The organism is Stenotrophomonas maltophilia group sp. Smal13, assembly GCF_030236855.1.
Taxonomy (GTDB): Bacteria; Pseudomonadota; Gammaproteobacteria; order Xanthomonadales; family Xanthomonadaceae; genus Stenotrophomonas; species Stenotrophomonas maltophilia_A.
On the sequence record NZ_JASJSQ010000083.1, the window covers coordinates 1 to 21,528 of the forward strand.

Consider the following 21,528-nt stretch of genomic DNA (forward strand, 5'->3'; position numbering starts at 1 on the left):
TCTTTCGGCGACGAATTTCGGCCTTTCGGTCAGTCCCGCTTCGCGTTGCGGGCTGGACGCGGAATAGGGGGGGGGAGGGCTGCGATCGAGCATGCATCGCGCTGGCTCGCTGACACCGAGTGTTGCACAAGTCGGGCGCGTGACGCCCCAAGTTGAAGCATCTGTAAATTGTGCCAAGAAAGTGACCTCACTGAGTCCGCCTCGACCTAGTCACGAGACGGGTGAAATCCAGAGGCGTCTTCCGAAAGCAGGCTTCCTGCGCGACTGCGCGACTGCAGGCCTGACGCCCTGGGCCATCGCGCAAGCGCGCGGCGGGTCGTCCTCGGTAATCCTGAGCAAATTGGCGGCGATGGTTCGATGAGTCCACGCAAGAGTATTCTCAGCGGCCAGTCGCCGCCTCAGTTTCAAGTCTTGCTCGACCGAATACCGGCGCTCAGCATGGATTTCTGGTCAACGAGATTCCATCTTCCGGCCCTAGGCGAGGGGGAGGGGTGGATAGATGGGGCCGATTCGATCGGGGAGGTCATCGACGTCAAGCCGGCGCGTGCCCAGAAGGTCGCTACTGGGTGCTGTAAGGTCGAGAGCCCGGCAGAGTGGCCCCCAACCCATCGGGGAGACTTGGGCAGGCCGAGGGCTGGCACCCAAAGCCTTCACGACGCGGGCCAAGTCGGTCGACGGCAAGGCTAGGGCGCTGGCCCATCCAGGGGGGGGGCAAGTTCCCATCTGTCCATTTCCAGGCGCAAACAGGCGGCTTCACCATCTCGGCAGCGGAGCCGCGCGTCAGAAATCTAGGGAAGGGTGATCGATGCCTTTGCTCAGGGTTGTGCTATCCGAACGCCACGCGCAATTCAGGTGGATGGCTCGTGTGCAAAATTGCAATAGGAGCGGGCGATCTATAGCGCTCCGGAAGCGCGCTCAAGTTGCCCTCATGCTCCGAGAGGAGAATGCCCTCCGCGTAGCCCTGGGCGAGCACCGCCAATCTCACTCGTAGATCGAATTCCGCGTTGCCCACCAGTCGTGGGCTGGAATGGCTGAACTTGTCCAAGAGCTCATCTACGAAGCTCAAGTGGTTGGGGTGAATACCTCGATAGCGCCCACCTGACCTCGTCGCGGCGTAGCTGCTCCATCCATCCGGAGCCGGCTGATCCTGAGCTCCGGCGATTCGCTCACCTTGATGGCTAAAGGACTGATCTGATCGACCTCGTCGGGAACCTTTGGCCGCATTCTGGTCAATGTGACGGAGGATTGGGTCTGAGTCGTCCTCAAGGTCCGTATGGCTTGCGCGTCGTGCTGTGTCTGCGCCTGCTGGTGGTGATTGTTGGTCTAGGTGTGTCGTGAGTCTGTACCTTTTAGCGTTGCAGACCCTCCTGGCCTGGCGTAGCGCCAGGCCAGGAGGGAGGTCCACAAGGCTGGAAATCCTGCTGGGATCAATGTGCGTTCCTGGAGTTACGATCAGCCGACTTGTACGCCTTTGCTCCGCGCACCAGTTGAGGTAGGCCTGTAAGTACGCCGCAGCAGTGGGGTGGGGCTGCCTCTGCAAGGCGGAAGCTGACTCATTCATAAGGTCAAAGCCGCACGCACAGGTGAGCAACTTCGTGGGCGTGCCGGCGACTGTCACCGGAAATCCATTGCATCGTGGGCAATTCTGGCGCAGGCGAACGCCATGCCAAGGACACGTGGAAATCCAGGGCAGCTGATGCAGTGTGGTGTGATACCCGAGTCTGATGCATGGAAGGCAGTACCTCAACCTGAGATGGGAGGGCAGTCTCGGGTCGTCAGTCATGAACGGATACCACGCCGCTAAGTCCCACTCGGGCGGAGTCTCGATCCCAAGGGTTGTAGAGAGCGCCTCTTGTTGTACTTGCGAGGTCGTCAGGCTCAAGAGCAGGTTGATGTGTCTGTTTGGCTTGATTCCGAGGAGCTGTGAGTACTCCGTGACCCGCCTGGCCTGGTTCAGTCGCGATAGCCTCGCGACGCAGCCAAATGCCGATTGGTATGGAACAAGTCGGAGATTGCCTCCGACCAGCTGAGCGCCGCTCCTCATTTGCCTACGGCCCTATTTCTTGAGCTTTCGAAGCCGGCGTATGCGCTGCGCAGGAGAGCTTCATCAATGTGCTGGGTAGTAAGCCCTTCGAAATCGTTGCGCCCAGCAGCGATCTTGGTGAGTAGGTGGTAGACAAACTGGTTGAAGGAGGCCATGAGCCAATCCTTGGGAACGGGATAGTTGCCTTGATTGGCAAGGTTCTCAATTCGTTCGCGTATCGCTTCGGTCTCCTTCTCAAGGCGCCAGCCAACGCTGTAAGCATAGGGTGCGAATGCTTCGGTGTAGGTCTTTCCTCCCTCGTCCGGCCACCTCATAACTTGGTCAAGCTGGCGAAATGCCAAGGCGACGTCACATGCGTCCTGCACGTCAGCGTCCTCCGTCGGGATGTCCCAGAGAAGCCCGGTAAAAGGATGGCTGTCGACAAAGAATCGGCCATACAGATGTGGCGGCGCCAGTTGACTAAGATCGTCTGCGCCTCCAATCACGCTGTTGCTCTGGTGGATGAAGAGAAAAAACGGTTGCACTGATGATCCGAGGAAGTGGTTCTGAAGCTTTGCAAGGTGGGCATAGTCCTTGAGCGTGAGCTGCTCAGCCGTATCGATCGCAATCACGACCACGTCGGCCGATGCTCTAGCGGCTTCCTGCTCAATTGCCCGGATGATCCTGAGGAGGAGATCCTGTGGGCTGGCTACGGTTGTTGCCCTCATACCCAGTCCAAGGATGACCTCGCGGAAGAAGTTGCCTTCGCTAGGGGTAGTCGGTTTTCCGACGACCATCCGGAGGAATCCAATAGGAAATGGTCGCCAAGAAGTGGTGGTTTCAAGTATTCGCGTGGCAGTTGACTTCCCGCACCGGCCATCGCCAATGATCCTCAGGCTCGGCCGCCCGTACTCCAGGCACGTGGCGAAGCCAGATGCCATTCGCAGTAAGGGGAGAGTCTGGATATTGGGGCGATGTCGCGCGTGCATTGGGTGGTTCTCAAGGCTCGCCGGGGCCTTCATCAGCGGAGCCTCGTGTTGAACGTGGCCCTGCGGATTCCCATCAGTGGAGAGCCTTGCCCCTGACTGTTGGTCGTGGAAGGTGGCTTGGGCACATCGCCAGCTGCCATGAGCGAGGCGCTGTCCCTGACGCCAGCGGCCGCCGATCGGACGGCTGCGTGATAGGCCTCAATGTTGTCGGCTACACAGTAGTTACCGGGCTCCCGTGACGCGTCGCTCTTCGCCCAGCGTGCCGCGCGCTTCCTGATCGACAGCGTGTGGGCCACGCTCGCATATGGGGCGAGAGCGTGAAGTGTGAGTACACGCTTACCGCCTCTCCAGAGGGTCAGCTTGCGAATGTCTCGCCAGTCTTCGTAGGTAGCGTCAAATGACTGCCCAATCAGGTGCCACTGTCCAGACAGTGTTGGTGACCTGTACCTTGCGTGGTCGAGATAGACGAGGGGAGGTACACCACTCCTTCTGGAGCCTCTGATGGTCACCTTCATCCGCCTAACGGTCATGTTTCTCACGTCATCTTCGGTGCCAGGTGCATGCCACACCCACTCCCCGGATGCCAGATGCTCATCAATGATTCGCTTGGGCGACCTGGGTTCGCGAGTGGACCGGCTCGTCACATTGTGCGAGGTAACATAGGTGTCAATGAGGTCTTTCAAGACCTCCACGAGGATGGGGTGGTCTTTCCCGTCAAGCTTTGTAGTGACTTGACGCTCATTCACTTGCGTTGCGGGAGCAAAGCCGCCGGCGATGTGGCGCAGCAGGCCATTCTCAATCTTCTTGAATAGAGCCTCGATGTAGGGGCGACCTTCGCCCATCCCGGATCGTCCAAAGTGCAGGATTCCCTTGTGATGATCAATGAGATTTCGGACTGTCATCTTGGCGTGATGGGATGAGTCGTTGTCCATTGCGATCATTGCGCTTCTCATCACTACCTCATCCACTAGGTAGATCGACGGCATCCATGCACTAGTCGAGTAGCTCAAGTTCGACGTGCTCAGATCCCTTGGTTGCCAGGGGCTCATGATCTTCGCGAACAGGCTGACTACATCGTGTTGCTCGTACTTCCGGCCAAGCACCATTTCCCATCCAAGGATGGCGCCACTCCCGACATCAACAACTGCCAGTAGCCAGATCCGACTAATCTTCTCTAGCCGGAATGAGCCGTCCGCCATCGGCATGGCCAGCCATGCGTCGATGTCGACGGAATGCTCGTCGTACTCAACTCGATCAAATGGCCGAATGCTGAGTAGGTTCTCGATTCGGGTGGAAGTAGGCTCATCCGCAGCCAAGAGCATCTCATTTTCGCTCTTTGTGCCTCGTATGCGCTTTATGAGGGAGGTCAGTGCTCGTCTTCCCTTGTCACGGATGTTGAGCGGATACATGGCCTGAAAGCCCTTCCCAGTCAGCACCTTCACGAACTGGGAATGCAGCCTGTCGAACGCGGGGCTCCTTTTGGACTGTGTTGGCAAGGCACCCTTGAATCTTGCGACTGCATCGCCGAGTTCGGGGATCGCTTGCAGGACAGCATCTATGGCGAACGGATGTGAACTATCGGGGACGACCGAGTTGTTGCGATCTGACACGCTGAATCGCGCATAGGGAATGCAGGCTCGGTATCCGACTCGATGACCGCTCTCGTCGAAGAGCAGTGCGGTCCGGATCATTCGAGAGAGGGTATTTCGCGGCACGCCCCATCGAAGGGCTGCGTCGACCAAGGTTGCCCCATCAAGGACGCTGGTGAGTGCGGACAGGCGGGCTTGAAATTCCGACTGTTGATCAGCTGGAAGTACGATCCCATTTGGCCTTGGAGTTGCCCGGATCGACTCGAGGTCGACGGCATTGAACTTGGAACTCATGGGTCGGCCCTCCAGATCCTTGATCGCCCCGTCATTCGAGGAAATGCATCGGTCGCCAGAAATCCGACGTGAAGCAACTCAGCCACGACCCCCTGAATGTGAGTTCGAGGGTGGTGCCTGAGCTCATGGATGAGTTCATCTGCACTGATGCTGCCGCTTCGCTCGATGGTCGCGGCGATTTCCTGTCGCAACGCCAGGCTGCTCCCCAGATCCTTGGCTGACTGGCAGAACCCGAGCAGTTGGTAGCAGAGCTCATTCCTGCCGCCGGGCGCCTTGAGTTCGTCCTCCGTGATTAGCCACAAAGAGATGCCTGCATCCTTGGCTGCTGAACGAAGCCGGTCCAGCTCGCGAGGACGACGCTTGCCATCCACGCCGGGTACTGTCTGCGAATTCGGAATGACGTTTGCATAGATCTCCTGGCCTCCGCGCCTCTGAAACCAGAAATGGAGTTCCATGCTGTCAAGTCCTACCGGGATGGACCGAGGCCTCTCGGTCACGGCCGCCACTGATGGATCAAACTCCAATTGCAGTCGAAGCGCGAGTTGCAGGGGGCCGTGTACGGTAACCGTCCGGTTCTCTTTCGGGCTAAAGAAGGTGAAGATGTCCCCCCTCTTGATCTGGCCAGCGGTGAGTTCACGGGGGGCCAGCGGTCGATCCGTCCCATTGTGGAGCGGGTCGGAGGCGCGTGCAGACGCTACGCCTTGGAACGGGCTCACGGGATTGGTCGCGTGGTTGCTCATGCTGCCTCCTTGTGGATAACTGCAGTTCGCATGGTCGAGGAGTGGCGCTGCGCAATCGCGATTGAGGGATGACTCAATGCATGGGCAGCTGAGTGTTGGATCTTCATCGATCGACTTCCCGGTTGGCCTCGGAGAATGAGGCTCGGTACTGGCGGCAATGGCCAGCAGGGTCATTGGGGATTTCGGGCATGGGGCGCCGTGCCGATTGCCATACGATGGCAGTCGGAGCGCGCAGATGCCCGCTCAAGCAGCTTTGCCGCTTGACACGAAGTCGGAATTGCGGGAGCCTACATTCGTTATCGTAGAGCTTCACCCCCTCTCGCTCCGGCGAGAGGCTATCGCCCCCGTTGCTGCGGGGGCGATTTCATTTCCGGGGTCGGAGATTTGATGGGCTGGGGGGCTAAATGCCTCCTTCGAAGCTGGAGTTTTGGCGTCAAGCCGTGTTCAGGGGCGCACTGTGCGCCCAGGTGAGTTTCAGCAGATCAGAAGTGGTGCGGGCCTTTTGGCTTCGGCCTCAGCTCGCGTGCTCAGGAATTACAGCGAGTTCAGCCACTCAGCGACATCTCGCGTTTTGGCGAACAACCCCCGCCGACCTGGCAGCGGAAAGGTGCGAACCGGCAAAAGTTCACGCTGGACGGCTCGGCCGAAGGTGCGGCCGTTTGGAAAGCCAAGGTTCCGCTGGAGGTCGCTGCCGCCCATGAGCTCCCCATGCCGCTCTAGCAGCTCGCGACTGAGTTCGGTGGAGACTGCTGCTTCTGGATTCTGGATAGGCATGACGCAACTCCTAGCTACCGTTGGGCCCCATCATGCACAATTGCAGCCAGTTCTAGGGGATTCTTTAGTCCCGCTTCAGAAGATCCATAAGTATGCCTCGTGGCAAGATTCCAACAGACGTGGCGCTGGTCGTCCGCAATAGCGTGTGGGCCTGCGTTGTGCGAAGGCTGCATGGCGATCGACTGACCTGGGATGATCTTGATCAGTTGCTCTTGCCTAGAGTTGGGCTCGATATACACGCGCAAGCGGCCAACGGTCGTCCCCGATCCTTCTACCGGTTCTTCAGCAAGGGGCATCATCCAGGGAAGCTACGCGGTCCTGGTGGATACTTGATTGACTCGGTGCATGGGGATCCAGCGTTCGCGGCTGCAAAGGAGGCCTTCGAGCATCCGATCTGGATGATCTGCAGCACAGAGGCTCCCACTGCGGAGCAATTGCGGGGCGTACGTCGATCACTAATGGAGCGTCTTGGGCTACTGATGCCGTCCATCACCGAACGCCTGGTGGCTTCTCATCACAATCTCCCTGGCCTCAGCAGCTATGCGCCAAGTCGGGTAGATGCCTTGGAGTCCATGTTCAACGTGGCCGAAGGTGGCTCCTTGGACGCGATAGGCCTGTGTGCGTGTAACTATCTGTTAGCTATAGACAGCGGTAGGCTCGAGACCGCAGTAGATGTCCGGGATGCACTACGCTGGGCAATTATTCGTTTTTGTGCTGTTTGGGGATTGCGCCCCGACGCATGCACGGCAATCCAGCTGTTGATGGAGCAGCGAGTGGTCAGGCTTCGTAGGGGATCGCTCTTGCCAAAGGATGTTGGGTTTCCACTTGGCAATACGGATTCCAGCGCGTTTAGTAGCAATTCGGCGAAGGGGGTATTCTTCGCAGATGACTATCCGTGCATGCTTCCGGTGACTCCTCGCACAGGTGGGGTGGATACATTCTTCGCCCAGTTTCACTCGCACTATCTTGCTTTCGTGAATGATCTGACAAGGCAAGGAGCATTCGCGCAGCTGGCTGGGACTGAGCTCGGCGGATCTTTGCCGACTCAAGACGCAATTGACGACCTGTTTCTTGGGCTGCTGGACGTGCCGGAGGATGTTTGTCACGGCGAGGTTGCAACTCTCAAGCAGTTTGCGCCAATCAGTCCGGTAGCGGCATGCGTGGCGGAAGTCCTGCCCACTTCTAGCATCGGAAGCTCGCCCTACACCCGCATCAAGCCTCTGGGCGCAGTGCTTCTGAAGTTCATGCGTTCTGTCGACATGCTGGTTGACGTTGAGCATCCGCGTCCCATGGTTGATGAGCCGTGAGATGCGCCTCCAGGATCTTTCGTTATCTTGAAGTGGCGTCAACAAGGGAGAGGTATCAACGCTAGCCGCGGGGTGGAGGTCAGTGTTCTTGCGGGGAGATGCGCATGCTGGTTCTGCAATGCATGCCGAGCCTTTTAAGCTATGGCCAGTACAAAGAGATCGCCCCAGAAGGATTTCCTTGAAGCGCTGAATCTCTTATTACGAAGGAATCGTCAGTCAAGCGCGCCGACAGGGCTTATGAATGCTCTCCCCGCTAGCTCGGATAGTGCGCTGGAGGCCACCACTTGACCAGCCAGTCCTGTATAGCCAGAACTGGTAAGAAGCCATTTGCTCAAAGTGGTCGCATGCTCGTTGGGCGGGAGAGTGGGGTGGGCACTAGGTGTGAGCCTAGCGGTACGCATCTGAAGAAGACTGAGCCTTAGCTCAGTAAAGTCAGTCTTTGAGTCGCTTCTCAAAGTCGGCAATGAGCTTGCCCAGGGATAGGCCTGTCAGGCGCGCTATGTCCCTAAGCTCCACGACGTCAACCCTGCGCTTCCCTGTCTCAACATCGCTAATGAACGACTGGCTGCGCCCCAGCTTGCTGGACACTTGTACTTGGGTAAGGCCAGCAGCCAAGCGCGCGTCTCTGACGGTCTCAATCAGGGCGGCGTATTCCTTGCGATGGATTGTCTTGGCCACGGCCGCACCCTGGTTGAGCGGCTTCAGAAGCTATATCCAGTTCTCCGATATCTAAAAACCAGATATCCTGTGCTTCTCATTGACAGGGGAAGGGCATGATCAAAGAACAATGTCGACGCGACGCAGCTGGCTGGGGCAGGCAGGGCTTGCTGCTTGCTCTGACGGTCCTAGTTGCCGCCTGCGGCGGTCCAGTAGACAGGAAGATGGTCACTGACGGCACGCAGGAGCAATACCGAGCGTCGATTGACGCAATCGACGCCGAGCTGAGTGCCCATGAGCGGGATGCCTTCAACTGGGCCGTTGCCGGCCTTGATCTGGCTGAGCTGAACAAGGCCTACCCGAATGCATCTATAAGACAGGTGGTTAGGGGGCACATCAAGCAGATTAGGGATGCCCATCCAAAAGAAATTCTTGCTCTGCAGGAGCAGGCCAACGCGCAGCGGCCGACGATCACCGAACTAGAAAGAGTGCGTGCGAGTGGCGCAACGTTACGGATCGAGGACAGCTTCTTTGGCCCGAAGCCGGTCATTGAGGCGCGAATTGCGAATAGCTCAACTTTGGCGCTCAGCCAGGCCAGCTGGGCGGCGACGCTCTACATCAATGGCGAAGCTCAGCCCACGGCAAAGTCGCGGGTGCACAGCGACTTCCGATCGATTGATGGCCTCAAGCCGAACCACGACGTCACGGCGCGCTTCAACGTTGGCTTCGTAAAAGGTGATGATGCGTGGTCGACACTGGCAATTCGACAAACGTCTTCAACGCGAGTCGAGCTCGAACTAATTCCTCAGACGGCTTTGGACTTCAATGACAAGCCCTACATAGCTGCCAACTATAGGGAAAAGATCCAGTCTCTGGAGAATCAGCTTAAGCAAGCCGAGAAGTTCTCAGATATCTGACTCATTGGCGTTCCGCAACTGCGTCCGATGATCAAGCGCAGCGCGGAACGCTCCAGATCCAAGTGTCCAACTGCTGATGAGGATCCTAGCGCTCAATGCGACCGACCATCCTTGCTCTCGATCTCGAGGGGACGCTGATCTCAAATGCGGTCAGCCAGATTCCACGCCCAGGGCTCTATCAGTTCCTTGAGGCCGTTCATGAACTCTTTGAGCATCTGGTCATCTACACCACGGTCCCTGAGGCAGCTTTTCGCAGGATTTCGCGGCTGCTGGTCGAGGAAGGGGGCGTGCCAAGTTGGTTCGCTGAGTTGCCATATACATTCTGGGGAGGGGCAACGAAGGACCTCCGGTATGTGTCTCCGATCCTGGGGGCAGCGCTGTTGCTGGACGATCACTCGGACTACATCCATCCGGGGCAGGAGCGCTATTGGATTGAGGTCTCTTTGTTCGGCGCTCCATATGACGCGGATGACGTCGGCTTGGAAGTGGCCCTCGAGATGCTGAAGGAACGATTTGTTGTTCCGTTGTAGTTGGTGTGCTTAGTGAGTGGCTTGGCGGGTGCAGCACCTCCAGCCAGCAGGGCCGGTTGCTACATAGGAATGGGCCGTCGTTCAGGAGATCCGACATGATTCGAACAAGTTTGACCCACCCTTTAGCTATTGCGGAACTCCCGGTTGGCGAAAGGGGAGGGGCAATTGGTGTGACCTTCGCGCCAGGTAAGTACCAAGAAGTTGCGATGACGGGGGCATGGGCGAGAGACATCGATGTGGATGTCTCTGTGATTCAGTGTTGGGGAGCCAGCCACCTGATTACGCTACTCGAGCCGTGGGAGTTCAGTGAGTTGCGGATCGAGTGCTTGCCTCAAGTGGTTGAAGGGCAGGGCATCTCATGGCATGGCCTTCCAATCACGGATGGCGCAGCGCCTGACCAGAGGTTGCTCGAACGATGGCCAGTACTGGGGTCAATGCTCGTTCGGAGTTTGCATTCGGGCCTGCGCATTGTGGTCCACTGCAAGGGTGGGCTGGGGCGAGCCGGCACTGTCGCAGCGATGCTTCTACTGCAGTCAGGGGCTGAGCGAACAGCGCAGGCTGCCATTTGCTCGGTGCGACGTGTCAGGCCGGGTGCCATCGAGACCGCTGTCCAGGAGGAGTTCCTGCAGCAATGGGCACAGGGACTGCGCTCGTAGTTGCCCTTCCAGATCAAACGCGTGGCGAGCTCATCAGTCGTTCAAGGCCAGGCCCTGGCTATTGGCGCCACCGATACCTACGCGATCTAGTTGACCGCTGACACCGGATTCGCTGGGTCGCGCGCCCACTAGTGGACGCGGCGCGGAGAGTATCCGCTAAAGCCTCCAGTCGCTACTTGGCTGCAGCCAGTACTGTCTGCCCAGAGGGATAAAGGTCTCCATTGCCACGTCCAAGATCAACGGCTGACGCCAGCCATGGCCTGGCACGAAGCAAAAGTCAGTCGGGTCAAGTGCTCCCGATTGAATTCGGCTAACGAGCCAAGTGCATCTCCTGCTGATCTCTCGATCAAGTACCCGACGGGCGGCCTCCTCGTCCAGATCAGCTTTCAGGAACTCCGACGCAACGTTGCGCATGCCGGCCCACAGTACATACCTCTTGCGTCCCAAGCTCAGTGCATTCCACTCCGGGAGCTGGGTCGATCTCAGGCCATTGCCCAGCGTGGGAGATAGCCGATACTTGCGTAGCAGGTTGGCCAGGTATGCACGGGCTTCGCTCTCTGCGAGCGAGGTTCCCAAGGTCCGTTTGGCAGTGGACGGGCATTCGGCAGCCCATCGGGTAAGCGTACTGGTCAACCTGGCCTCCAGACTCACGTCCTGACGTGACCAAGCGGCCTGATAGGTCCATGCCAGAGGCTCATACAAGGACCTCGCCCCGGAATTGGGGGCTGCGATGGGAATGCGCTGCAGTACGCGAAGTGAGGCAAGCGTATCGAGTGCGGCTGAGGCCAAGCCCTCGGCGGCAACAGGCCCGCTTACGGTCCTTGAGCGCTCCAGTGCGCACCAGGCGCAGGCTAAGAACGGGCCGATTGAACGAACGAAATCGTCCAACTCTGGCCAATGCGAAATGAGGGTCGGTTGGGTGACAACATAGGCCACTTGTCTCTCAGATCGCTCGCCTAGCTCACCAGCATAGCAGCGAGGCGAGTTCGCGTCTATCTGATCTTCAGATATCGCCACACTGCTGTCCGTGGCTGCGCTGGAGTTGTGAGTGAAAGTCCCGTCGCTTCCTCCAGCGGTGTTCTAGGTTCTTTGGGGAGCCGTGCTATGCCGAGGAGCGCGAGTAGGCCATTGAGCATGGACGAATCAGTGGTTCAAGTTCCATGTCGCGCGGCCGATACAGCCCTATCCAGACTCCTGGCGGGTCGTCCCGGCCACGAATCCAGTCGATGGCATCCCGTTTGCCCAGGAGCTCCGGAGCGACGTTCTAAGTACCCTGCCATGTACTCAATTCAGAAGATCATCGACCTGCTGCTGCTATTGGGCGTTCCTTCGCTGCTCTTCATTGGCGCTTACGTTCTGCGCCGCCCCAAAAGAGAGCTCAGTTGGGAGCCGGTGCTGGATCAGCGAGTTCATTGCTGGAAATGGTGCGCCTATGGCTTCATTTTTCTCTTGTATGTTCCCGGGACGACGTTGTATCGAACGTTGATTCCTACGGGTTGTGATGGACTTGTTTGCGTCCAGTTCTTCACCGCGAGTGGATACCGTATCGCCCCGAGCGAACTTCATGTTGTTCTCGTCGCAACTGCCGTTTTCGCGGGGTACTTCTTTGCGCGTGTTCGAGCTTCGTACTCACCGATTCCTACCAGGGCCCGGGGCTACGTCCTGAAGGTTGCCTATCATGGCAAGGGGGAGTACTCGCCACACTTGGAGATAGCCCGCCAAGTTCGCCGGCGTCAGCTCAGAGCGGAGCTTGCTGAAAGGCGTAGGCTTGAGCGGGAGGGCTTCCACCTATGGTTAAGATCCGTACGGCCGTGGGTTTGCACGTTGGCCAGAGGCTCTACTGTTGAGCTACTTAGCCCCATGCTGTCGGGAAGGGACCCACTCACTCTTGTCAGGTGGCTATCTCGTAGCGGCCCCATACATGATGTAGTCCTTCTTTCTAGGCGGCTTCGTTGGTGTGAGGCGTTCTTCTACCACCTCACCGTGAATCATCGACTTTCCTTCAAGTCAGTTCGATCCGAAGGCATACGATTCAGGGTCGGCTGAAGGCCTCATTCATCACATCCTGTGTGTCTTAGGGCGATACACGATTCTGGGAGGCCGGGCGTATTGGCTAATCAGGCGAATGGGTGGTATATCACGCTCAATGATAGCTCGTGCTCGCACTCACCTTGCCGCGGAAAACGCGGTATGACCAGGCGGTGTAGCCCAGGATGACCGGAAGCATGACCGCCAAGCCGACCAGGCTGAAGCCAAGCGACGACACTGGCGCTGCTGCATCCCAGATCGTCAATCCGGGCGGGAGCAGGTACGGCCACATGCCGAGTACGAGACCTAGGTAGCCCAGGACAAACAACGACAGGCTCAGTAGGAAAGGGGCAAGATCATGAGTGGGGCGTTTCTCCGCGCGCCACAGCGCCACTGCCACGGCGAGCGTAAGAAGGGGGACGGGGGACAGCCACCAGAAATTCCCGTCACTGAACCAGCGAGTCATTAGTCGCAGATCAAGGAACGGCAGCCAGCTGCTTACGAGCCCCATGGCCACGATCACGGCGACCACCAGGGGGCGGGTCAGGCGCCTGGCAAGTGCGTGGGTTCGCCCCTCGGTCTTCAAGATTAGCCAGGTGCCTCCAAGCAAGGCGTAGCCGGCAACCAAGGCTGCTCCGGTAAGCATGGCAAAGGGGCTGAACCATAGGAATGGCCCGCCAGCGTAGGTGTCACCAGTCATTGGCACGCCTTGCACCACCGTGCCAAGAATCACTCCTTGAGAGAACGCGGCCAGAAGCGAGCCAAGGCCAAAAGCCACGCTCCAAAGCCTCTTGGAGCGATGGGCTTTGAACCTGAACTCAAAGGCGACCCCCCGGAAAACCAATGATACAAGCAGCAGAAGTACTGGAAGGTACAGGGCCGAAAGAAGCGCTGCATAGGCTGTTGGAAACGCTGCTAGCAATCCGGCTCCGCCGAGCACCAGCCAGGTTTCGTTGCCATCCCATATTGGGGCAGCGGTGTTCATCATCACATCGAGCTGCTCTTCATCCTCGGCAAAGGGCGCGAGAATGCCAATACCGAGTACGAAGCCGTCGAGGACGACGTACATCAGGACGCCGAAGCTGATGACGGCGAACCAGGCGATGGGCAACCAGGTCATCGAGTCCATGTCAGCGTTCCTCAGAGAGATTGATCAGCGGCCGAGATAGGCCGTGCAGGTGTGCGATCACCACCCTCTAGCGACGGACTTCCGTCTTGGGCATGTGGGCCATGTCGGAGGATCTTGACCAGATACCAGATGCCCCAACCAAATACGAACGCATATCCAGCGACATAGACCGCGAGTGAGATCGCTGTCATCCAGGCCGTTTGCGGTCCCACGGCATCAGCCGTTCGCAAAACGCCATAGACAATCCAAGGCTGGCGCCCCATCTCGGTGACAAACCAGCCGGCCACCAAAGCAACGAACCCACTTGGAAGCATCCAGTTCCAAGCGCGCAGCAGGGCCCCGGAATCGAACAGCTTACGGCGGGCCAGGGTGAAAGCAGAAAGCCAGGCGAGCAGTAGCATGAGGGTGCCTATCCCAACCATGATCCGGAATGCGAAGAACACAGGCGTGACCGGAGGTCGTTCGCTCGCCGGTACGGATGTCAGCGGTGCGAAGGTTCCATCCATGGAGTGAGTCAGGATGAGGCTGCCAACACGCGGAATCGCGATCTCAAGATCGTTCCGCTCTTCCTTCTCATTTGGTACAGCGAAGACGACCAGCGGAACTCCTTCACCTTCTTGGCCCTGATGCCAGTGAGCCTCTACCGCTGCGATCTTCATCGGCTGGTGCTTGAGGGTGTTCAGACCATGCATGTCACCCACGAAAATCTGAACAGGAACGGTAATGGCCGCAAATATCACAGCCGCCCCAAGCATCTTGCGGCCGGCTTCGACGTGCTCCTTACGCCGCAGGTAACAGGCGCCAACACCACCCACCACGAAGCAGGTTGTTATGAATGAACCTATTGCCATATGGGCCAGTCGATAGGGGAACGATGGATTGAACACAACCTCGAACCAGTCAACCGGATGGACCACTCCGATGATCATTTCGTAGCCCGCAGGCGTATGCAACCAGCTGTTGGAGGCAAGAATCCAGAACGTTGAAAAGAGCGTTCCAAGTGCGACCATGCATGTGGAAAAGAAGTGCAGGCGTGGTGATACTCGCCCCCATCCGAACATCATCACTCCGAGGAAACTTGCCTCCAGGAAGAAGGCTGTCAGGACCTCGTAAGTCAGTAGGGGGCCGATTACGGTTCCGGCGATCTGGCTCAAACGAGGCCAGTTTGTGCCGAACTGGAACGCCATGACGATACCGCTTACCACGCCCATGCCGAAGGACACGGCAAAGATCTTCTGCCAGAAGAAGAACAGATCCCGCCACACCGGGTTGCGGGTTCGAAGCCAGCGCCATTCCACGAAACCAAGCCAACTGGCCAAGCCAATGGTGAAGGCAGGGAAGAGCACATGGAAGCTGATGAGAAAGCCGAACTGAATTCGGGAAAGGAGGAGGGCGTCCATAACGATCCCAATAGGGGGTGGGTGGTGGCTAGCGGCTCAAGTTCCGATCGTGCTTGGCAATTTCATCGGCGGAGATCCTTGCTTATTGCACGGCAGGCGTCATCTGGCGTCATACGGCTGCTAGGTGTGCAGCTTCCAAATCGAGTAGGCGCTGGGGGTGTGAATAGATATTGAAGCCATCCGAGCGCGCGAAGCCGACAAGACAGATTCCTGCTGCCTTTGCGAGATCTATGGCTAAGGCTGTGGGTGCCGATACCGCTGCAACGATCGCCATGCCTGCATAGGCGGCCTTACTCACCATTTCGTAGCTAGCACGGCTAGATAGAAGCACGAGACCTTCGTTGGTTGAAGTCGATGAGCGCCTCATTGCACCAATGAGCTTATCTAGTGCGTTGTGCCTGCCTACGTCTTCGCGTACCACTTCGATAGCTCCGTCCGGGAGAGCCCACGCTGCTGCGTGGGTTGAGCCGGCAGCCTCGTTCATTGGCTGTAGCCCTTTTAGCGAGGACAGCGCTACGCGTAGCGCCAAGGCGGAGTAGGTGGTGGGTCGGTCGATTGGCAAAGGCATTCTGAGCACTTGCTCCAGTCGACTAGCTCCACATAGCCCGCAACCGCTACGCCCGGGTAGGTTGCGGGTGGCGTCCTTGGGCATTGACACGATGGGCGCACTATCTGTGACTTCCATCGCCAGCTCAATGCCTTCCAGCGATGGCCTCACTTCAATCCGGAGAAGTTGGGAGGGATCAGAAATTGTTCCCTCCGTCATGGAAAAGCCCAGCGCAAAGTCTTCCAGATCCGTTGGGCTGGCCATCATCACCGAGAAAGGATTGTCATTGTAGAGCATCGCGACAGGCACTTCTTCGGCAACGCTGTCCATGATTGAGCCGCGCTCGCCACCACGCCACCGAAGGGTTCTTCGATATGCGATGCCGCAGGGCTCGTTGGCAGGTACTGGGCTGGGCGCTTGCATGGAGATGAGGCCTGGCGGTGAGGGAAGCCGGTAACGATGATCTGGGCGTGCAGGGTCCCTCGGGTCGGGGACTTCTTAGTGGTTTGACAGTGCGGAGAGTATCCCAAGGCGTACACCCCGCTGCGGTCAAAATTTACAAATGTTCGCAGATGGACAGTTTGGCTGAGTTGATCCGACATTCTGTTCGAGGGGCTGTGGTCCGCCTGTCCGCTACAGGTGTCTGTAGCTAGAAAACGCCCGATAAATTAGATAGTTACAATCGATGGTGAGTGGCGTGAAGACCTGTTCGTGGTGAGGGCCAGGATGAGCGCTTCGGGTCCGTTGAGGCGCTCGTATCGGACACCAGTGCCTCGATTCGAGGCCCGGCGTGTACGCCGGACGTCTTGTCTGGGCAGGGTGGACATACTGTCCGTGGAAGGGGCGGGCGTCGCGTGCTTAACTTTTCCCACTCCCAATTGCATGCTGCGAGTGCCTGTCATGTCAGAGCAGAAGATCCCCCGTTACAAAGCCTACGACCATCCTGCCGGTGGCTGGGGTGCCGCCGGTGCAACCGCCAAGGTCTTGATGCAGCAGAGCGTCATTGCCAAGGGATCTAAAGCGCTCTTGTCGATGAATCAGCCTGGGGGATTCAAGTGCCCCAGTTGCGCTTTCCCGGATGCAGATCACACCAAGAAGCTGGAGTTCTGCGAAAACGGTGCGAAGGCCTTGGCATGGGAGGCAACCAAGCATCGCGCCACGCGTGAGTTCTTCGCGGAGCACACTGTCCAGGAGCTGATGGCGCAGTCCGACTATTGGCTGGAGATGCAGGGTCGATTGACCGAGCCGATGCGATATGACCCGGTAACCGACCATTACGTTCCTTGTAGCTGGGATGAAGCCTTCGCGCTGATCGGGCGACACCTGCAGGCCCTGTCCAGCCCGCATGAGGCTGAGTTCTACACCTCGGGGAGGACGCCGAACGAAGCCGCGTTCCTGTACTCGATCTTCGTGCGCGAGTTCGGAACCAACAACTTCCCGGACTGCTCGAACATGTGCCACGAGCCGACCAGCCGGGGGTTGCCGCCGGCAATTGGCGTCGGCAAGGGCACTATCGTGCTCGATGACTTTGAGCATGCTGAGGCCATCTTCGTCATCGGCCAGAACACAGGCACCAACTCACCACGAATGATGTCCAACTTGGTGGAGGCGCGGAAGCGTAATGCTCCAATTGTCGCGGTCAATCCTATGCCGGAACGTGCGCTGATTCGCTTTGCCGAGCCCCAAGACGTCGTGCAAATGGCCACGTTTGGCTCCACCGCGATTTCCAGTGAATTTGTACACATTCGCATCGGCGGTGACCTGGCCCTGATCAAGGGCATCATGAAGGCTATGTTCGAGCGGGAAGCGGCCGGCGAGTCTGTTCTCGATCACGAATTCCTGACCGAGCACACCGTCGGGCTGGAGGCATTGCGTGAAGACGTGATGTCCCTGGAGTGGAGCCAGATCGTCCAAGTGTCCGGGATCAAGAAGGAGCAGATTCTGCGTTGTGCAGAGATCTACATCCGTTCCCGTGCGACCATTATCTGCTATGGCATGGGCCTGACCCAGCACCAGCAAGGATCTCGCCTTTTGCAGCAGGTTGCCAATCTGCTGATGCTACGCGGCAACTTCGGAAAGCCCGGGGCGGGCATTGCTCCTATTCGCGGCCATTCCAACGTGCAAGGCGACCGTACCGTCGGCATTGATGAGAAGCCGACGCAACGCTACCTGGACCAAGTTCGCGACGTGTTCGGGTTCGAACCGCCGCGCGAACATGGGCACCATGTGGTTGAGTCTATTGAGGCGATGCTGGCTGGAACCGCCAAGGTCTTCATCGGCATGGGCGGGAACTTCATCCATGCTGTTCCTGATACCGAAATTGCCTACAGGGCAATGCGTGGTCTTGAGCTTACGGTTGGCATCGCCACCAAACTCAACCGTGGCCACCTAGTGCATGGCAAGGAGGCGCTGATCCTACCGGTGGTGGCGCGCTCGGAGTGGATCCATACCCCGCTGGGTGAGCAGTTTGTCACCATCGAGGATGCCATGTCGAATGTCACCGCATCCCGTGGAGTGCTGGAGCCTGTGAGTGAACATGTTCTTCCGGAAGTTGAGATCGTGTGCCGCATGGCAATGGCGACACTGCCGGACAGCAAGGTCGACTGGGCAGCTTGCATGCACGATTACAACCATGTTCGTGAGCTGATCGCGGCGGTCTATCCCGGCATCTACGCAGACTTCAATGAACGGATCCAGGCGCCGCGTGGCTTCCACTTGGACATTCCGCCGCGCCGCCGTGAGTGGCCGACACCTAACGGAAAGGCCAATATTCTGGTGTTGCCGGGTCTTGAAGTGAACGACCTGGTCGAGGATCCCACTATGCTTCGGCTGGCCACGGTTCGCTCCCATGACCAGTACAACACGACAATCTACAGCTACAACGATCGCTATCGCGGTGTGTACAACGATCGAATGATCCTCTTCATGAACCTGGAAGATCGAGTAGCACGAGGGATTGGGAAGGAGGAACAGGTGAGCCTCGAGACGATCTCCAGTGATGGCGTCTGCCGGCGGGTCGATGGGTTGACTGTGCTTGACTATCCGATGCCGCGTGGCGCGATTGCGGGCTACTACCCTGAACTCAATCCACTGCTACCTCTGGATTACTTCGATCGCATCAGTGGTACCCCCGCGGCGAAGTCGATCCCGGTCAGGGTGGTCATTTCACAGTGATTGCGCCGGCATGTCGTAGGGAGGACTAAGAATGTCAGCCGAGCTCATTCGGGCGCCAGAGCCGGTAGGTGAGGGCGCACTGGCAGGTCATCCACGCCAACTCACCGACGGTTTCGGACGCAGCTTCCCGTACCTGCGCCTGTCGTTGACCGAAGCCTGCAACTTCCGTTGCAGCTACTGCCTGCCCGACGGTTACCAGTCCGATGGCCGCCCGCGCTTCCTGCAGGTGGATGAAATCGCGCGCCTGGTGCGTGCGTTCGCCGCGCTGGGCATGAGCAAGATCCGCCTGACGGGTGGTGAGCCCAGCTTGCGCAAGGACCTGGATGAGATCATCGCCACCGTGGCGGCGGTGCCGGGCATCCGCAAGGTGGCCATCACCACCAATGGCACGTTGCTACCGCGGCGCCTGCCGGGCTGGCACCGGGCAGGCCTGACTGCGCTGAACGTGAGCATGGACAGCCTGCAGCGCGAACGCTTCAAGACCATCACCGGGCATGACCGTCTGCCGGAGATCGAACAGGGCCTGGCCCTGGCACAGGCACTGGGCCTGCCGGCGATCAAGCTCAACGCGGTGCTGCTGCGCGGCCTGAACGACGACGAGCTGCCGCAGTGGATGGACTACCTGCGTGACCGCCCCTTCAGCGTGCGCTTCATCGAACTGATGCGCACCGGCGACAACGAAGCCTATTTCCAGCGCCACCACCTGCGCGCCGACGTGGTGATCGAGCAGCTGCTGGCTGCCGGGTGGCGCGAACGCCCGCGCGCGGCCGATGCCGGCCCAGCGCGCGAGTTCGGTCATCCGGACCATCGCGGCAGCATCGGCATCATCGCCCCGTATTCGCGTGACTTCTGCAAGGGCTGCAACCGTTTGCGGGTGACCGCCAAGGGTGACCTGCGGCTGTGCCTGTTCGGCGAGTCCGGGGTACCGCTGCGCCCGCTGCTGCAGCGCGACGATGACCACGACGCGCTGCTGGTACGCATCACTACCCAGCTTGGCCTGAAAGCGGCCGGGCACGGACTGCACCAGGGCCAGACCGGGCTGACCCCGCACCTGGCCTCGATCGGAGGATGAGCAACACGATGAGTGGGGAATTGAATGCGGCCTTCCACATGGCTGATGTCCGCAACAAGCGCATCAGCCGCCGCCGTGCGGTGGCGGTGGGCGAGCTGCATGCCGGTCCAGTGGCCTATCCGCTGATCGTCGAGCGCCGCCTGCCCAAGGGCGATGCGCTGGTGATGGCCGAGATTGCCGGCCTGCAGGGTGCCAAGATGGCCTCGATGCTGATGCCGCTGTGCCACCCGCTGCCGCTGGAGCTGGTGCAGGTGTTCTGCGCGGCGGTGCCGGAACGGCAGGCGATCCGCGTGTGGTGCGAGTGCGCCAGCGAGGCGCGCACCGGCGTGGAGATGGAGGCGCTGGCCGGGGTCAACGCGGCGCTGCTGACCCTGTACGACCTGAGCAAGCCGGTGGAACCGGCCCTGCGCATCGAAGGTATCCGCCTGCTGTTCAAGGAAGGCGGCAAGCGCGGTGTCTGGCTGCACCCCGACGGCATGAACGATGCCGAGCGCACGCGTTTCAAGCCGCGTGCGCCGAAGGGCCTGGAGGGCGCGGCCTGCACGGTGATCACGCTGAGCGATCGCGCCAGCGACGGCACCTATGAGGATATCTCTGGCCCGACCCTGGTGACCGGCCTGAAAAAGCTGGGCGGCGAGGTGGTGGCCGCTGAGGTGTTGCCCGATGGCATCGAGCCATTGGCGGGCCGCCTGCAGGCCTTGGCCGCCGAGGGCGTGCGCCTGTGCCTGTGTACCGGTGGTACCGGGCTGGGCCCGCGTGACCTGACCCCGGAGGCGCTGCGTTCCCTGAACGCGCGGCCGGTACATGGCCTGGCGCAGATGGTGCGGGCACTGAGTGCACAGCACACGCCGATGGCCTGGCTGAGCCGCGCCGAGGTGGTGCAGCTGGGCAACATGCTGGTGTTCGCGCTGCCCGGCAGCCCGAAGGCGGCGGCGCAGTGCCTGGACATCCTGGCGCCGGTACTGGGCCATGCCCTGGCGATGGTCGAAGGTGGTGGCCACTGATGATTGCCTACAGCGAAGCCCTGCAGCACCTGCTGGACGCAGCCACGCCGCTGCCGGCCGAGCGCCTGCCGCTGCATGAGGCCGGCGGCCGTACCCTGGCCAGTGACATCCACAGCGGGCAGTCGTTGCCGCCGTTCGACAACTCGGCGATGGACGGCTTCGCGCTGCGCGCCAACGGCGCGGCGTTCGAGGCCGGTACCGAATTCGCGGTGCAGGGCTGGCAGGCGGCCGGCGATGCCGGCGCCGAAGGCGGCGAGGGTGCATGGGAAATCATGACCGGTGCACGTATGCCGTCCGGGCTGGATACGGTGGTGCCGGTCGAGAACGTGGAGATCCTCGCCAGCGAGGAGGGACGCCCGACCGGCATCGCCTTGAAGGCATCGGTGAAGCCGGGCCAGCATGTGCGCCTGCGCGGCCAGGACGTGAGCGAAGGCGAGCGCGTGCTGCAGGCCGGGCAGGTGCTGGATATCAATGCGCGCACCCTGCTGCATGCCATCGGCGTGGGCCAGGTGGCGGTGGTGGCGCGGCCGAAGGCGGCAGTGATCGCTACCGGCAAGGAGTTGGTGACCGAGGCGGCGCAGGCGCTGGAATCCGGCCAGATCCGTGACAGCAACCGGCCGTATCTGGTCGGCCGCCTGCAGGCCGCCGGTGCCGAGGTGGTCTGGCAGGGCACGGTGGGCGACGACGTGGCCGCGTTC

Annotated in this window: 16 protein-coding genes; 8 read left to right on the top strand and 8 right to left on the bottom strand. The window is 59.6% G+C overall.

The annotated features are described in order from the left end of the window. Positions 1–2,040 precede the first annotated feature (2,040 nt). The 4 genes from QRO95_RS20255 to QRO95_RS20270 form a co-directional block, all read right to left on the bottom strand. Positions 2,041–3,045, bottom strand: a complete 1,005-nt coding sequence (locus tag QRO95_RS20255) for an ATP-binding protein (protein WP_332840906.1) — start codon at positions 3,043–3,045, stop codon at positions 2,041–2,043. Continuing rightward, entirely contained in the window at positions 3,045–4,895 is a 1,851-nt protein-coding gene (locus QRO95_RS20260) for a hypothetical protein (protein ID WP_164171443.1), read from the bottom strand. Before QRO95_RS20260 ends, QRO95_RS20255 begins: the two co-directional genes overlap by 1 nt. Next, positions 4,892–5,635 carry a hypothetical protein gene (locus QRO95_RS20265; protein ID WP_164171442.1) on the bottom strand — a complete coding sequence of 248 codons (744 nt, stop codon included), beginning with the start codon at positions 5,633–5,635 and terminating at the stop codon, positions 4,892–4,894. Before QRO95_RS20265 ends, QRO95_RS20260 begins: the two co-directional genes overlap by 4 nt. Before the next feature lie 534 nt (positions 5,636–6,169). After that, positions 6,170–6,409: a hypothetical protein gene (locus tag QRO95_RS20270; protein ID WP_049399270.1), complete on the bottom strand. Its 240-nt coding sequence runs from the start codon at positions 6,407–6,409 to the stop codon at positions 6,170–6,172. 479 nt (positions 6,410–6,888) lie between these two features. Between QRO95_RS20270 and QRO95_RS20275 the strand changes: the two genes are divergently transcribed. Continuing rightward, complete coding sequence (locus QRO95_RS20275; protein ID WP_204304012.1) at positions 6,889–7,716, top strand: hypothetical protein; 828 nt, start codon at positions 6,889–6,891, stop codon at positions 7,714–7,716. Between the two features lie 432 nt (positions 7,717–8,148). Here the strand turns inward: QRO95_RS20275 and QRO95_RS20280 are convergent, their stop codons facing one another. Continuing rightward, positions 8,149–8,394 (bottom strand): helix-turn-helix domain-containing protein, encoded by a 246-nt coding sequence (locus tag QRO95_RS20280; RefSeq protein WP_017354505.1) that lies wholly within the window; start codon positions 8,392–8,394, stop codon positions 8,149–8,151. Positions 8,395–8,489: 95 nt separating this feature from the next. On the opposite strand from QRO95_RS20280, the gene QRO95_RS20285 reads away from it, so the two are divergent. The 3 genes from QRO95_RS20285 (at position 8,490) to QRO95_RS20295 (ending at position 10,476) form a co-directional block, all read left to right on the top strand. Beyond that, the gene (locus QRO95_RS20285) at positions 8,490–9,290 is read left to right on the top strand and encodes a hypothetical protein (RefSeq protein ID WP_197598268.1); all 801 of its coding nucleotides are present in this window, start codon (positions 8,490–8,492) and stop codon (positions 9,288–9,290) included. A gap of 95 nt (positions 9,291–9,385) precedes the next feature. Continuing rightward, the gene (locus tag QRO95_RS20290) at positions 9,386–9,820 is read left to right on the top strand and encodes an NIF family HAD-type phosphatase (RefSeq protein ID WP_164171439.1); all 435 of its coding nucleotides are present in this window, start codon (positions 9,386–9,388) and stop codon (positions 9,818–9,820) included. Positions 9,821–10,026: 206 nt separating this feature from the next. Further along, positions 10,027–10,476, top strand: a complete 450-nt coding sequence (locus QRO95_RS20295; RefSeq protein ID WP_164171458.1) for a protein-tyrosine phosphatase family protein — start codon at positions 10,027–10,029, stop codon at positions 10,474–10,476. A gap of 2,143 nt (positions 10,477–12,619) precedes the next feature. On the opposite strand, the gene cydB is transcribed toward QRO95_RS20295, so the two are convergent. The 3 genes from cydB to fdhD form a co-directional block, all read right to left on the bottom strand. Next, positions 12,620–13,633 (bottom strand): cytochrome d ubiquinol oxidase subunit II, encoded by a 1,014-nt coding sequence (cydB, locus tag QRO95_RS20300; RefSeq protein WP_164171438.1) that lies wholly within the window; start codon positions 13,631–13,633, stop codon positions 12,620–12,622. Positions 13,634–13,644: 11 nt separating this feature from the next. Beyond that, positions 13,645–15,033, bottom strand: coding sequence for a cytochrome ubiquinol oxidase subunit I (locus tag QRO95_RS20305; protein ID WP_164171437.1), 1,389 nt, complete (start codon positions 15,031–15,033; stop codon positions 13,645–13,647). A gap of 109 nt (positions 15,034–15,142) precedes the next feature. After that, positions 15,143–16,003: a formate dehydrogenase accessory sulfurtransferase FdhD gene (gene fdhD, locus QRO95_RS20310; protein ID WP_404830372.1), complete on the bottom strand. Its 861-nt coding sequence runs from the start codon at positions 16,001–16,003 to the stop codon at positions 15,143–15,145. Between the two features lie 477 nt (positions 16,004–16,480). On the opposite strand from fdhD, the gene QRO95_RS20315 reads away from it, so the two are divergent. From QRO95_RS20315 to QRO95_RS20330, 4 genes are all read left to right on the top strand, one after another. After that, positions 16,481–18,754, top strand: coding sequence for an FdhF/YdeP family oxidoreductase (locus QRO95_RS20315; RefSeq protein ID WP_164171436.1), 2,274 nt, complete (start codon positions 16,481–16,483; stop codon positions 18,752–18,754). A gap of 31 nt (positions 18,755–18,785) precedes the next feature. Further along, positions 18,786–19,826 (top strand): GTP 3',8-cyclase MoaA, encoded by a 1,041-nt coding sequence (moaA, locus tag QRO95_RS20320; RefSeq protein ID WP_239518981.1) that lies wholly within the window; start codon positions 18,786–18,788, stop codon positions 19,824–19,826. A gap of 8 nt (positions 19,827–19,834) precedes the next feature. Beyond that, positions 19,835–20,830: a bifunctional molybdenum cofactor biosynthesis protein MoaC/MoaB gene (gene moaCB / locus QRO95_RS20325; protein WP_285303363.1), complete on the top strand. Its 996-nt coding sequence runs from the start codon at positions 19,835–19,837 to the stop codon at positions 20,828–20,830. Further along, positions 20,830–21,528, top strand: a 699-nt coding sequence (locus QRO95_RS20330; protein WP_285303359.1) for a molybdopterin molybdotransferase MoeA, incomplete at its 3' end; no start/stop codon positions are given. The genes moaCB and QRO95_RS20330, both read left to right, overlap by 1 nt.